The following is a 13,849-nucleotide window of genomic DNA, read 5'->3' as shown; positions in this document are numbered from 1 at the left end:
CGCTTTATCGTAGGAGCGAGCGGTGCGGCGATCCGACTTGCCCGCGAAGGCGGTATGGCTGGCACACCGCGTTATCGTTCTTCGCGAGCAAGCTTCGCTCCTACAGAGATGGAGATATCCCTTACCGAACGCCCTCGGCGCGCAGGGCCGACGGGGTGTAGTCCGCGGACTTGGCGTCGAAGCCAAACTCGAAACTGTGCTTCTCTTCGTTCTTCATTCCCAAGGCAATGTATCGGCCAGCAATGATGTCGTAGAGCGCCTCTAGGGTGTAGGCCGGAGTCTGGTGATCGTAGTAATACTGAGCGTGACCTTCGGCCACCCGCCAGAGTTGACCGCGACCGTCGTAGTGATCCACCAGCGCCACTTGCCAGCTGTCTTCGTCGAGGTACATGTGGCGCTTGGCGTAGATGTGCCGCTCGCTCGGCTTGACCGTACCGACCACTTCCCAGACCCGGTGCAATTCGTAGCGGGTCAGGTCCTGGTTGATGTGCCCAGCCTTCACCACGTCATCGTACTTGAGGCTCGGCGAGTCGAGTTTGTAGCTGTTGTAGGGGATGTACATTTCCTTTTTGCCGATCAGTTTCCAGTCGTAGCGATCCGGCGCGCCGGAGAACATGTCGAAGTTATCCGATGTACGCAGACCATCGGCGGCGGTGCCCGGCCCGTCGTAGGCCACTTGCGGCGCGCGACGCACACGACGTTGACCGGCGTTGTAGATCCACGCCAGACGCGGCTCTTTCACCTGATCGAGGGTTTCATGCACCAGCAGCACGTTACCCGCCAGCCGCGCCGGCGCGGTCACCGACTGTTTGAAGAAGGTCAGCACGTTGGCGCCTTTTTCCGGATCCAGGTCCTTCATCAATTGCGGTACAGCGATCTCTTCCTCGAAGCGGATCGGCGTGTAACTGCCGTTCGTTTGCGGGGTCACCTGAGTGATGATGCGTCGCAGATTACCGCCGTGGTAACGGGTAATGTGGTTCCACAGCACTTCGACGCCGTTCTTCGGAATCGGGAACGCGTAGTAGCGGTTGCCGGTGAAATTGGCCAGGCCGTTACCGTCGTTGATGCTGTTCACATTCAGCGCGCTGCGCTTGGCCGACTCGTAGATTTCCGCCGGCAGGCCTACGGTACGATGGCTCGAATAGACCGGGATCTTGTAGGTTTCCGGGTAGCGTTTGAACATCGCCACCTGGCCATCCGAAAGCTTGTCCTTGTACTTGTCGACGGTCGCGGCGGTGATGGTGAACAGCGGTTTTTCACTGACGAACGGGTCGGCCAGAAAGCCTTTGCTGTCGACTGCGCCGGCGTTTTTCGGGATGCCACCGGTCCAGGCCGGGATCGAGCCATCGGCGTTGCCGGCCTTCTCGGCGCCCAGCGGCGTGAGTGTGGCGCCGAGCTTGTTGGCTTCTTCCGGCGAGACCGCCGCCATCACGTTGGTGGCCAGCAGACTCAGGGCCAGGGCGCCGCATTGCAGAATCATCTTGCGCATTAACATCATCCTTCTCAGCCAGATCAGAAGTTCACGCCGAAGCTCAGCGCCAGGAAGTCGCGGTCTTCGAGGACGTTGTAGTCACCGCCGAAGAAGTCGGTGTAACTGAGGCTCGCGGTATAGGTGTTGCGGTAATCGGCATCGACACCGACGCTGACCGCCTTGGCGCCTTCGTTGAACAGCCCGTTGGGGCCGTAACCGGCGACGTCATGGGACCAGGACAGGTTGGGTTTGAGGTTGATCCCGCCGATCACGTTGGCGTAATCGAGGATCGCCCGGGCGCGGTAGCCCCAGGAGGTGGAAGTGACAAAGCCGTCGGTATCGCCACCGAAACCGTACTGGCCATAGACCGAATCGCGGCCGTAACGCAGCTCGCTTTTCGACTCCAGACCACCGACCCGTACCACCGCTGCTTCACCGACCAGAGTCAGGCGTTGGGCGCCCAGCACTTGATCGAAGAAGTGCGTCAGGGTGCTTTGGACCTGAGTGATTTCCTTGCGGCGATAACCGGTGTTGTCGGCACCTGCCGTGGTCGCGATCGGCGATGCCGCGCCGCCGGCGATCGGGTTGAGCAACGCCAGGGTCAGGTCAGTGGTGTTGAGCTGCACCGGAGCGTTGGGCCGGTAGCTGATTTCGCCGGTCCAGGCAGTACCGGTGGGCAACGTGGTGGAGAAGCTCGCGCCATACAGACGAATGTCTTCCGGGTATTCGAGGTAGTACTGGCCGCGCCCGAGCATCACGCTTCGGGCCAGGCCCGAACCGCTACCCGGGGCCAGACGGTTGGCGGTAGTGACCATGCCCGGCAGACTGGCCAGTGTTGACAGCCCGGCGGTGGTGGTGCCGACGGTCGGCGTGCGACTGTGATAGTTCATGAAATAGAGGCCGTATTCGGTGTCGTCACCGAGCCAGCGCAGGGCCGTGCCCCACTGCCCCGAATCCCGGGCATCGCGATCGCCGCCGCGAGGAATGATCACCCCCTCGCTAGAGACCTGGATAGGTTGGCCAAAGGCTGCCGCCAGCGGCGCCAACGGGGCGATCGCAGGGCTGCCGACGGTGTAACCGGTGTTGCAACCATCCGCCGCCACGTCACCACCGAAGAAGGTGCCGCAGTTGTCGAGCACCGTCTGATCCCACTCCAGTTGATAGAACCCTTCCACCGTCAGCTGATCGGTCAGACCCTGGGAAGCGAACAGCATGTTCACCGGAATCAGGCCTTCCTTGATCTCCGCGCCAGGACGCCGGAACGCGGAAACGTCGACCGGGTTGATGCTGTTGATCGAGTTGCCGATGAAGGTACTTTCACCCCAACTGACCACCTGTTTGCCGGCGCGCACGGTGCCCGGCAGATCGGCAATGGAGTAGTTGTGATAGACGAACGCATCGAGGATCTGCGCGCCCGAAGACTTGGAGCCTTCCTTGCGGCCGTTGTCACTGATCTGTTTGAACTCGCGGTCTTCGTCCTTCAACTCGAAGTCGTACCAGTACTTGCCACGGACGAACACACCGGTATCGCCGTACTTCAATTCGAGGTCGTGGATACCTTTGAAAATCTTGGAGAAGGTCTCGCCTTTCTTGAAGTTCAGGCGTCCGTCATCACCCGTCGAAGCCTGGCCGGTGCCGCCATTGACCGTGCCCACCAGAGCCTTGTCGGCATCACGCATGCCCCAGCTCGCGCCGACGGACAGCGAGGAATCGAACTGCCCCTCGATTTCGCCGATGTTGAATGAAATAGCGTGTGCCTGAGCACAACAGCCCAAGGCTACCGCAGCGGCCAGCGCTTGCGGTTTGAAGATGGCGCGCATTGTTGTTTTTGTCATGCGTCTTCCCCAGTGAGTGACAGAAGGCCCCACCCTACTGCCGCACGCTGGGAGCGATAAGCGCACCAAGGAGGTATTCGTGGTGTACCTCCAAAGGATGAAAGGCCGCATGGGCCGGGGGTTTGCGCGGGGTATGGATGGGCTGGATGGAGGGTTATCAGTGCAGCGCATGGGACAGGGTGAAGTTGGGGTTGCGTAGCAGCTGTCGCAGGCTGCGTTCGCTTGTAGCAGCTGTCGAGCTTGCGAGGCTGCTGCTACATAGGGCCGCCCGAGACTGTTGCCGAGACTGCAACAGTGCATGTCTGGAATCGCTATTTTTCCTTTGCGCTCAAGCCCTTATTCTTATCGGACTTTCACGGCAAACGGCCTGAAAGCACGAAGCGACGGGAGATAGATCCACCCCGTTGGCGACAGAATCCAGATGATTTGAAACGTATTTCTTTCGACTCGTCGCCCCATGTTCACTGACGTTGATTGTTGCTCCTTGATCCAACGTCTTACTTTGGCCGCTGCGTTTGCAGCGGCCTTTTTTATGCCCTTTGAAAAACCGAACATCCGTCCTCAGGGAAACGTCCGAAAACGACATGGGAAGCTTCTTTTTTTACAGAAGCATTTACCCTCGATTGTTTTGGCCGACCGAAAACCCACTCAAACTTATACGAATTTACTTACAGCCTTAGCAGAATCATGAACCAAAGCTTTGCTGTAACTTAAAACATATCGATCACTCGCTGAGAAAATGGGAATCGATGCCAACCGAATAACTTTCCACTACTCAATCATTCAAAAAGCACATTCAAAAGGATATGAATATGCAAAAGCCCCCAACTTGGGAGTTAACCGAAGCTGTCCACACGACTGCAGTTGCACCTTTACACATTCCGATCACAGCAGGAACTTCATCGGTCATTCCCCATAGTGGTATGTTTGGCCCCCATAACTTTGGCCCCCACCATATTGTTATTGCCAACTCACATACGATAGATGCCACCAAAAAGTCAATTGAGCAGGAATATCAAACCCGCATCAGTCAACTACCACATACCATCGAACAAGAACTGGCAGCCACAAGACTGGAAGGTTCGACTCATCCACTGCCCCCTGCAGACGCGATCATTCGTGAACTAGGCGTTCGCAACACTCTTTTGATTAGAAAGACCGCTGACTTCCATCAGAAAACAGCTCTCGCCAATCAGTTTTATGGCGGAGACCCGCTGAACCGAAGCTTGATTGAGTTCTATCAGAAAGCATCGGCCATGGGACAACGGGTCTTGCCTGGTGGTATTGCAATGCAAGCATGGGCGGCCTCATACAGAGCTGCCCACGAGGCCAGACTGCTGGCGCAGTCCATTCAGATGCTGAATCAACAGCAAGTCAACGTGCTCAATTGGCTGGCTGCCGTGCAAACCAATGATCAAGCGCGAATCGCTGCAGAACAGGAGGCCCACCGAGCAGCTGCCGAACTGGCGCGAATCAATGAGCAGGCACGGCTTGCGGCGCTTGCTGAAGCCGCTCGACTGGCAGCCGAGCGCGAACGGGTCGCCGCAGAAGAGCGCCGTCAGGAAGCTATTGCAGAGGCAGCACGCCTTCAAAAAGAACAGGAGGAGATCCGCAACCGCGAACAGGCACGGCTTGCGGCATTGGCTGAAGCCCAACGGATGGCGGTCGAACAGGCGCGGCTCGCCGCCGAAGCAGCCGCCCGACAGGTCGCGGCCGAACAGGCACGTCTCGCAGCCCTGGCCGAGCAGCAGCGACAGGCCGAACTGCGGTGGGCGGAGGCCGAACGACAGGAACAGGAGAAAAGGCAGGCGATTGCCGAAGTCCATCATGTCTACCCAACTCTCGGTGCAGCAGCTGTCTCTGGCCCGGTATTCGCCTTCGCTTCGACCACCACCCTCGCTCCCGCAGGAGCCGCCGCAATACTGACCGCTCTGCGTTCGGCGCTGCAATGGGTGACCATGGCCGGGGCTGCGATGGCAGGCCCGGTGTTGATGGGCTTTGCGGCACTGTTGACGCCTTCGCGTCTGGGCAATGGCGAGCGCTTTGTCATGAGCGTACCGCTCGCGGAACTGTCTTCAGAATCTGCGCAATCGCTGAGAGCGATCGCTGATCGACAAGGGACACTGGATCTACCGGTGGGGCTGGGTCATCGGCCAATCGACTCAGGGGCCGAGGTGTTCGTCATCACGGCCAACGACTTCGATATTCGCTCTAGCGTGCCGGTGTTGCACGCCACTTACGACTTGCTCAACGACGTCTATGAGACAGTCCTCCCCGACTCACCAACCGACGTCCTAACTTGGACACCCGCCATCACGCCGAGTGACAACTCGACTGAGTTGCCGATTGCTCACACGCAGAATCCTGCGTATTCCGGCGCTCCGATCGTGCCAATCGAGGGTCGGCTGGATCTTCATCCGATTCTGGTGGAGGGTTGGGACAGGTTCATCATCGTCTTTCCGGATGATTCGGGTATTGCGCCGCTGTATGTCGTGTTCAGTAGTCCCTATCAAGGGGCTTCCGTCAAAGGCAAATACAGTGGGCGTCTTTTCAATCCGGAGCAGGCGGGAGGGCCGATACTGGATCTGGACTGGCGCACGGCGGTCATCACCCAAACCGGAATTGATGCAGTGAAATTACACATCGCACGGCTCGATCAATCCGATGCCAATGACATGATGGTGCAACGCCTTGAGAAAATCCTTAACGGATATTCGCAGCTCACTGACACGGATCTGCGCTACTACACTCATGAGATAAGAGAGCTTGAGAGGTTTCGAGCGTTGGGGCTCAGCGATGATTTCAAACCCGACAAGGATTTGCCGATCTGGAACAACGCGCACACGGCAACCCTGGAAGATTTCAAGCTTCATGATGATGAGTCGTTGCTCTACACAAAAGACGCCATAGCGGCTGCAGATCGACAAGATGAAGTGTTTTTCAAAAATTTCTTGAAAGGAGGCAAACAGTGAGTATCGTCGAGCAAATCGTTAAAAATGAAACAGTAGAAGATGTCCTGACTGTTTTCGCACTCGGTTCAGCTATTCCATCTCTAGACAGAATGTTTGGACGCTATCGATATGAAGTCATTGAAAGTGGCGAGTTGCTGAAAACCTATGCAAGGCTTTTCGAGGAGGGTGTACTGGCCAACGGTGAAGGCCCAGTCGCTATCAAAGGCCCGAACTGGAAAGCCCCCAAGTTCATGACCGAAAACAAATACTCTTAATAAGCAATTCGGCCACCAAGCCTTAGCTTGGTGGCACTCCACTTAAACCGAATACCTCTGCAAATTCCCCATCATTTCCTTCAACGCCTCAATATTGTCCTTCGGATGCGCCGCCCCCTCGAAATCACAAATCTGCTCCCAATGCGCCGCCACATCTTCCGGCGAAAACCCCACCCGCGGATCGAACCCGGCGCCCAAACTGCGCTCCCAACGCACCTTGCCCATCCAGCCGCCACCCACTTCGAATAACCCCGAAGTTTCCTGGCAATGCTCGCTGCCCAAATACACCACCAGCGGGCTGACCAGTTCCGGTTTAAGTTGTTCGAATACTTGCGGCGGGATCAGGCCTTCGGTCATGCGGGTGCCGCCGGTCGGGGCGATGGCGTTGACCAGGATGTTGTTTTTGCGGCCTTCGATGGCCAGTGTGCGGGTCAGGCCATAGAGGCCGAGTTTGGCCATGCCGTAGTTGGACTGACCGAAGTTGCCGTAGATGCCCGAAGTCGATGCGGTGAAGATCACGCGGCCATAGTTTTGCTCGCGCATGTGTGGCCAGGCGGCGCGGGTGACCTTATAGGCGCCCTCGACGTGGACGCGGTAAACCAGGTCCCAGTCGCTGTCGTCCATTTTGTGAAAGGTCTTGTCCCGCAGGATGCCGGCGTTGTTTACCACGACATCGACACGGCCAAACGTATCGAGGGCGTGTTGCACGATTTTGTCGCCATCGGTGACGGAGTCGTGGTTGGCCTCGGCGGTGCCGCCCGCTTCGCGAATTTCCGCTACCACGCGGTCCGCTGCCGAAGCATTGGCGCCGTCACCTTGCGCCGAACCGCCAAGATCATTGACCAGCACTTTGGCGCCCTGCTTCGCGAACAGCAGCGCGTGCGCCCGGCCCAAGCCGCCGCCCGCACCGGTGACGATCACGACTTTATCTTCGAAGCGCACAGACTCATTCATGGGGAATTCCAGCAGGCCAGGGGACAATGAATCCCAGTGTCAGGCACAAGGCGGCTGGTCACAATAAACACGGAGGAAGCTGAATGGTGCGCAATAAGGCAGCGGGATAGTCAGGAACACGCCACCTTGCGCGGCAGTGAAACCAGCCGGTCGCGAAACTCCAGATAGTGCTCAAGCACCTGCGCCGGCGCTTCGATCTGCGGGTAATGGCCGATCTCGGGCAGCTGGACCGTGTCCGGGTCGGGAATCAGTTGCCTATAGCGTGCCACCATATGTGCGCCAGACACCGGATCGACCTCGCCATCGATGAGCCGTAGCGGCACCTCGCCACGCTGCATGGCGCTGACCCAACGCTCACGCTGGACACGTCGCTGCGGGATATAACTGATCAATTTGTGCATGATCCGTTGCCCGTGATTGCTGTCGACCAGGCTCCAGAAATCATCCAGTTCACTTTCGGTGGGTCGGGTCTGCGGACCGAAGATCTGTTTGAAACTCTTCACCAGCGCATCACGGCTAAACGCTCGCCCGATCATCCAGCCCAAGGGGCTGAGCAGGAGTTTTTGTATCAACACCGGGCGATGGGTTTCGGGAAACAGCCCGCCATTGAGGAATACGCAACTGGCGATATCAGCGCGCGCTTCGTAGTGCCGGGCCAATAGTTCCTGGGCCACGCTGTCGCCATAATCGTGTGCCAACACGTGAACGGGTTGTTCAACATTCAGATGCGCCAATAAGGCCTGTTGCAGATCAGCCTGTTCCAACAGGCTGTAGTCGTGGTTCACCGGTTTGGCCGAATCGCCGAAGCCGAGCATGTCGCAGGCAATCACCCGATAGCGCTGCGCCAGCGGCTGCCACAGGTAATGCCAGTCCCAACTGGCGGTCGGGAAACCATGGATCAGCAACAGCGGCTCGCCCTGCCCCGCGGCCCAATAGCGCAGGATCTGACCGCGGAATACGAACGTCTGACTGCGCTTGCGCCAGACACACAGTGGAATCTCGGCGAGTGCCATTTAGAATTTATAACCCGGGTCTTGTTTATCGAGTTTGCGCAGCAGCGCCGGCCAGGCCAGCGCACCGCCCATCCCTTGAGCACTTTTGGTGACACCGGCGATCATCGCCTTGGCGCCCGCCAGTATCTGCGGTTCGATGGCGATCAGCTCCGCACCACCGTTCTGCGCCAGCACTTGAATCTCGCAGGCGCGCTGGAAGGTGAACATCATCAGGAACGTGTCGGCGATGGTGCCGCCACAGGTCAGCAGGCCGTGGTTGTGCAGCATCAGGAAATTGTTTTCGCCAAGATCGGCTTGCAGTCGCGCCTTCTCTTCATGGTTCAGCGCAACGCCTTCGTAGGCGTGACAGGCCAGGCTGGACAGGACGAACAAGGACTGCTGACTGATCGGCAAGATGCCCTGCTTCTGCGCCGATACCGCCACCCCCGCTGCGGTGTGGGTGTGCAGGACACACGCGACGTCATGACGGACTTCATGCACGGCGCTGTGGATGGTGTAACCCGCCGGATTGATCTCGTAAGGGCTGTCCATCAACTTGTTGCCAGCTTGATCGACCTTGACCAGGTTCGACGCGGTCATTTCATGGAACATCAGCCCGAACGGGTTGATCAGGAAATCTTCAGTGCCCGGTACCTTGGCGGAAATATGCGTGAAGATCAGATCGTCCCAACCCTGCAGAGCGACCAGACGATAACAGGCAGCCAGGTCGACGCGAGTCTGCCATTCGGCGGCACTGACTTTGTCTTTGATGCTGTGTGGCGATTGGACAGGGGCTACGCTCACGGCAAGGATTCTCTTTTTTATTTTTCTGGGTTTTTATTGTTTTCTATTCACTGCGTTACAGCAGTCTAGTCAGCCCCCGGACTTCGGGTAGTTGCATTGGCAGCCAGCTTGATGGCCGAGCGAGTCAGTACGCGGGGGAGTCTGGATCCATGTCAAAGCGGTAAGTCAAGCCGCACAACCTTGTGGGAGCGAGCAGGCTCGCTCCCACAAGTCAGCCTCGCAGTGTGCTGACGAGCTCCGTCAGCCAAGGCTCGGCATCGGTTTCCGGCGTCACGGTTTCGCTGGCGTCCAGACGCAGCATCGGCAGGACTTCACGCACGCCCAGTTCGCCGAACAACTCACGCATTTGCTCACCGCCGCCGCAGAACGTGTCGCCATAACTCGAGTCGCCCAAACCGATCACCGCACCCGGCAAACCACGCCAGGCTGCTGGCAACTGATCGCGGATTGCGAAATACAACGGCTGCAGATTGTCCGGCAACTCGCCCATGCCGGTGGTCGAGGTCACCGCCAGAAATGCTTCGGGGCCAAACGCCTGAACATCGGCGAGGGTCGCGCGCGGGTTGTGCCAGGTTTCAAAACCGGCGGCGTTCAAAATGCTTGCAGCGTGGCGGGCGACTTCTTCAGCCGTGCCGTACACCGAGCCGGAAAGGATGGCGACTTTCATCAATCTGATCCTGAAGCTGAGTAAAAGGGTCGAGATATTAACAGCACGGCCCTCATTGATCTTTTAGAATGCAGCGTATCAATCCATACGCAAAGGACTCTGCGATGATCAATGCCTCACTGCTGCAAATGGTGATCGACGCCTCCAACGACGGCATTGTGATTGCCGAAAAGGAAGGCAAGCAGGACAACATCCTGATTTACGTAAACCCGGCATTCGAGCGCCTGACGGGTTATACCAGCGAAGAAATCCTCTATCAGGATTGCCGTTTTTTGCAGGCAGGAGATCGGGATCAGGCAGCCCTTGCATTGATTCGCCAAGCGTTGGGCAATGGGGGTTCCTGCCGGGAAATCCTCAGGAATTACCGTAAGGACGGCACGCCGTTCTGGAACGAACTGTCGCTTTCCACGGTAAACAACCCGCACAACGGACAGACCTATTTTGTCGGGGTGCAGAAAGACGTCACGGTTCAGGTCAAGGCGCAGCAGCGAGTCGCGCAGCTGGAAGCGCAATTGGCCGAGGCGCAGGAAGAAATTGCCGCACTCAAATCGACGAACGGCTCAAACCAATCTGCGAATTAGTGGTCATTTACTACAATCACCGATGACTTTGTAATTATTCCTTTCGAGCAAATCATGCAGCGCGACGCACTCCTGACACAGGATGAGCTGGATTTTATCCAGAACATGCAGCACAACCCGCAACTCAATGTGCGGGATGCGACGTCGAGCTTGCTCGTCAACGGTGGTTCGCAGATTCGTGACTTGCTCACACGCCTGGCCGCTCATGAGCAAGTCACCATCCAGGCCACTTTTGAAAATCAGCAAATGACCTTCCCGCTGCACTTGGTGGAAGATGAATTCCATGCGATGCATCTGCGCCTCGGCGTCCCCAGTATTTATGAAGACGGGCCGATGATTCGGCCATGGCGCCTGGTGCTCGAAGAACCCGTGGCGCTGGAAAATGCCAAGGGCCAGCCCGGCACGATGTGGGTGCATGAAATATCGTTCAAGGGGGTTTTGCTGGAAGTTCGCAACAAGACCAAGGCGCCAAAACACTTCGCGTTGTGGTTCAGCCCGTCAGGTTATGAGCGAATTGCGTTGCGCGGTACGTTTGAGCGTGAAACCGAGCAGGGTTTCTACGCCTATGAGTTGAGCCAGAGCGATACGGATGAAACCGAACGTCTGCGTCAATACATCCTTCAGCAGCATCGCCTGACCCATCCTGCATTGCATATCTGAATCTCAGGTATCCAGATTTCCCATCAGGAACTGCTTCAGACGCTGACGCATTAACACGCCCTCGTTTCCCAAATAACCGATTGACGATCCGGCCAGGCTCTCCTGTGCCAGGTCCGATGCATCCCCGGCCAGCAACACCTGACAATCCAGGCTCATGGCCAGGCGGTTCAAACGTCGAGGCAGTTCGGCGGCCGGCGCTTGATTGGAAACCAGCACCAGTGCCTTGGGCTGGATTTTTTCACAGACCAGAATCAACTCGTCGAAGGGCTGACCGATCGCCAACAACTGAATAGCCGAATCGATGTTGCTCAGATACAGCGCCGTGACCAGCACCTCGAGCTCACGACATTGATCGGCCAAGGCGCAGACAATCACTCGTCGCGGTTGCATGACACGCACCAGCAGCAAGCGTTGCAACACCCGAGCACGCAGAAAAGCATCCAGAAAAAGCCATTCGCTGGTCTGCCCGAAGGCTTCATGGCGTTGTAGCAATAGCTTCCAGATTGGAATCAGAATGTCCTGAAACACCACCGTCAGCGGGTAACTGGAAAAAACCTGACCGTAGACGTGCTCCAGTTGAACTTCGTCAAAAGCACTCACAGCTGCCTTGACCTGTTGCTGCCATTGGTCGTAGTCAGTTTGAACGAGTTCGTTGGGGATGATCTGCGCTAGCACCTTGAGCGGTTCGGTCTTGGCCAATATCTTGCCGACCTTGCTGACCGCGACGCCGCGTTCGATCCAGCCAAGGATGCTGCGAACACGTTCGATATCGTTCATCGAATACAAACGGTGCCCGCTTTCGGTGCGAGTGGGCTGTATCAGACCATACCGCCGCTCCCATGCGCGTAGGGTGACCGGGTTGACCCCCGTCAGGCGCGCTACTTCACGAATCGGAAACAGCTCTTCTTGAACCAGGGAATTTCTTGGGAGCAAGCCAGGCGCAATGTCGGTCAGCACAGCCATCAGCAACGTCCATGTATATATTTGGACATATTCTAACTCTCTTGCTTCGCTAAAATTCAACATACCGCTGAACTAATTGGCACTTTCGTTCCAGACAAAATCAGGAATAATCCTTGCTTGTTCCTCGGACCCAGCCCCACTACCCCGGCGTTGGTGCCCCAGCGACGCTCCTATCCGGAGCGATGCGCTTGTAATATGGAGATACAAAATGTCTACCTCCCCCGTTACGTTAATGGTTGCGCGCCGCGTTGCCGATGGGCGTTATCAGGACCTGATGGCCTGGTTGCGCGAAGGCGAACAACTGGCCACCGACTTCCCCGGTTACCTCGGCTCTGGCGTGCTCGCGCCACCGCCCGACGATGACGAATTCCAGATTATCTTTCGCTTCACCGACGAGCAGACAATGCACACTTGGGAGCATTCTGCATCGCGCATCGCCTGGCTGGGACGCGGCAGCGATCTGTTTGCCCATCCTACGGAGCATCGAGTCAGCGGCATCGAAGGCTGGTTCGGCGCTACCGATCAACGCCCGCCACGCTGGAAGCAGGCCGTGGCGATCTGGCTGGCGTTCTTTCCGGTATCCCTGCTGTTCAATTTTGTATTGGGGCCACTATTGGCTGAAACGGGTTTGCTGACCCGCGTATTTGTCAGCACCCTGTGCCTGACGCCATTGATGGTGTATTTCTTCATTCCGCTGTCGACTCGTCTGCTGGCCGGGTGGCTGCACACTGCACCACAACAACCGTTGCCCACAGCGTCCACCGTGCAAAAACAATAACCCCTGTAGGAGCGAGCGGTGCGGCGATCCGACTTGCCCGCGAAGAACGATGACGCGGTTTGACAGATAGACCGAAGCGCCTTCTTCGCGGGCAAGCCTCGCTCCTACAAAAGCAAGGCCATCGCAGGACATAGGTGAACAACTCCCGTCGCTGGTATAGTTTTGCTCTCACCGCGAAGCGAGCCGTTCATGACCTCTTCCGTAGCCCCAATCCTCATCACCGGTGCTGGACAGCGTGTCGGTCTGCACTGTGCGCAGCGTTTACTCGAAGACGGCTATCCGGTCATTTTCAGCTACCGCAGCGAGCGCCCGGGTGTGCAAACCCTTCGTGACCTTGGGGCGAGCGCGTTGTTTGCGGACTTTTCCAACGAGGCCGGAATCCTTGCGTTCATCGGCGAACTGAAAAACCACACCGACAGTTTGCGGGCGATTGTCCATAACGCTTCTGAATGGCTGGCCGAGCCCCCGGGCACCGAAGCCGCAGCTTTCACCCGCATGTTCAGCGTGCATATGCTGGCGCCTTACCTGATCAACCTGCACTGTGCTGACTTGCTACGGCGTTCAAGTCCCGCCGACATCGTACACATCAGCGATGATGTGACCCGCAGAGGCAGCAGCAAGCATATCGGCTACTGCGCCAGCAAAGCCGGGCTCGACAGCCTGACCCTGTCCTTTGCCGCGAAATACGCGCCCGACATCAAGGTCAACGGTATCGCCCCAGCCCTGCTACTGTTCAATCCCGACGACGACGCGGCTTACCGCGCCAGGGTTCTGGCCAAATCGGCACTGGGCATCGAGCCCGGCAGCGAAGTGATCTACCAGAGCCTGCGCTACTTGCTCGACAACCCTTATGTCACCGGCACGACCCTGACCGTCAATGGCGGACGGCACGTCAAATAAGCCACTCCCGCGAGGATG

At 57.5% G+C, this 13,849-nt stretch carries 13 protein-coding genes; 6 read left to right on the top strand and 7 right to left on the bottom strand.

The window, feature by feature from the left end; translation table 11 throughout:
- Positions 1-121: 121 nt before the first annotated feature.
- Together MEB48_RS13970 and MEB48_RS13965 are read right to left on the bottom strand one after the other, a co-directional pair.
- A complete protein-coding gene (locus MEB48_RS13970; protein WP_237884775.1) occupies positions 122-1,489 on the bottom strand; it encodes a DUF1329 domain-containing protein in 1,368 nt (455 codons plus the stop codon).
- Positions 1,490-1,512: 23 nt separating this feature from the next.
- Positions 1,513-3,306, bottom strand: coding sequence for a DUF1302 domain-containing protein (locus MEB48_RS13965; RefSeq protein ID WP_237884774.1), 1,794 nt, complete (start codon positions 3,304-3,306; stop codon positions 1,513-1,515).
- 812 nt (positions 3,307-4,118) lie between these two features.
- Here MEB48_RS13965 and MEB48_RS13960 point away from each other — a divergent pair.
- A complete protein-coding gene (locus MEB48_RS13960; protein WP_237884773.1) occupies positions 4,119-6,278 on the top strand; it encodes an S-type pyocin domain-containing protein in 2,160 nt (719 codons plus the stop codon).
- A complete protein-coding gene (locus tag MEB48_RS13955; protein ID WP_237884772.1) occupies positions 6,275-6,532 on the top strand; it encodes an immunity protein in 258 nt (85 codons plus the stop codon). Before MEB48_RS13960 ends, MEB48_RS13955 begins: the two co-directional genes overlap by 4 nt.
- A gap of 42 nt (positions 6,533-6,574) precedes the next feature.
- Here the strand turns inward: MEB48_RS13955 and MEB48_RS13950 are convergent, their stop codons facing one another.
- From MEB48_RS13950 to MEB48_RS13935, 4 genes are all read right to left on the bottom strand, one after another.
- On the bottom strand, positions 6,575-7,486 hold the full coding sequence (locus MEB48_RS13950) for an SDR family oxidoreductase (RefSeq protein WP_237884771.1): 912 nt from the start codon (positions 7,484-7,486) through the stop codon (positions 6,575-6,577).
- A 110-nt stretch (positions 7,487-7,596) separates the two neighbouring features.
- Positions 7,597-8,499 carry an alpha/beta fold hydrolase gene (locus tag MEB48_RS13945; protein WP_237884770.1) on the bottom strand — a complete coding sequence of 301 codons (903 nt, stop codon included), beginning with the start codon at positions 8,497-8,499 and terminating at the stop codon, positions 7,597-7,599.
- The gene (locus MEB48_RS13940) at positions 8,500-9,282 is read right to left on the bottom strand and encodes a class II aldolase/adducin family protein (protein WP_237884769.1); all 783 of its coding nucleotides are present in this window, start codon (positions 9,280-9,282) and stop codon (positions 8,500-8,502) included.
- Between the two features lie 211 nt (positions 9,283-9,493).
- The gene (locus MEB48_RS13935) at positions 9,494-9,949 is read right to left on the bottom strand and encodes a flavodoxin (RefSeq protein WP_237884768.1); all 456 of its coding nucleotides are present in this window, start codon (positions 9,947-9,949) and stop codon (positions 9,494-9,496) included.
- Between the two features lie 104 nt (positions 9,950-10,053).
- On the opposite strand from MEB48_RS13935, the gene MEB48_RS13930 reads away from it, so the two are divergent.
- Both MEB48_RS13930 and MEB48_RS13925 read left to right on the top strand, forming a co-directional pair.
- Entirely contained in the window at positions 10,054-10,530 is a 477-nt protein-coding gene (locus MEB48_RS13930) for a PAS domain-containing protein (RefSeq protein ID WP_237884767.1), read from the top strand.
- A gap of 54 nt (positions 10,531-10,584) precedes the next feature.
- Positions 10,585-11,190: a hypothetical protein gene (locus MEB48_RS13925; protein ID WP_237884766.1), complete on the top strand. Its 606-nt coding sequence runs from the start codon at positions 10,585-10,587 to the stop codon at positions 11,188-11,190.
- Between the two features lie 3 nt (positions 11,191-11,193).
- Here the strand turns inward: MEB48_RS13925 and MEB48_RS13920 are convergent, their stop codons facing one another.
- Positions 11,194-12,153, bottom strand: a complete 960-nt coding sequence (locus MEB48_RS13920; RefSeq protein WP_237884765.1) for a MerR family transcriptional regulator — start codon at positions 12,151-12,153, stop codon at positions 11,194-11,196.
- Positions 12,154-12,361: 208 nt separating this feature from the next.
- Between MEB48_RS13920 and MEB48_RS13915 the strand changes: the two genes are divergently transcribed.
- Both MEB48_RS13915 and folM read left to right on the top strand, forming a co-directional pair.
- Entirely contained in the window at positions 12,362-12,931 is a 570-nt protein-coding gene (locus tag MEB48_RS13915) for an antibiotic biosynthesis monooxygenase (protein WP_237884764.1), read from the top strand.
- A 189-nt stretch (positions 12,932-13,120) separates the two neighbouring features.
- On the top strand, positions 13,121-13,831 hold the full coding sequence (gene folM / locus MEB48_RS13910) for a dihydromonapterin reductase (protein WP_237884763.1): 711 nt from the start codon (positions 13,121-13,123) through the stop codon (positions 13,829-13,831).
- The last annotated feature ends 18 nt before the right edge of the window (positions 13,832-13,849 follow it).

The organism is Pseudomonas sp. PGPR40 (genome assembly GCF_022014505.1).
Classification (GTDB): domain Bacteria; phylum Pseudomonadota; class Gammaproteobacteria; order Pseudomonadales; family Pseudomonadaceae; genus Aquipseudomonas.
Note: the sequence above shows the minus strand (reverse complement) of the source record. Positions and strands in the feature narration are given on the sequence as shown.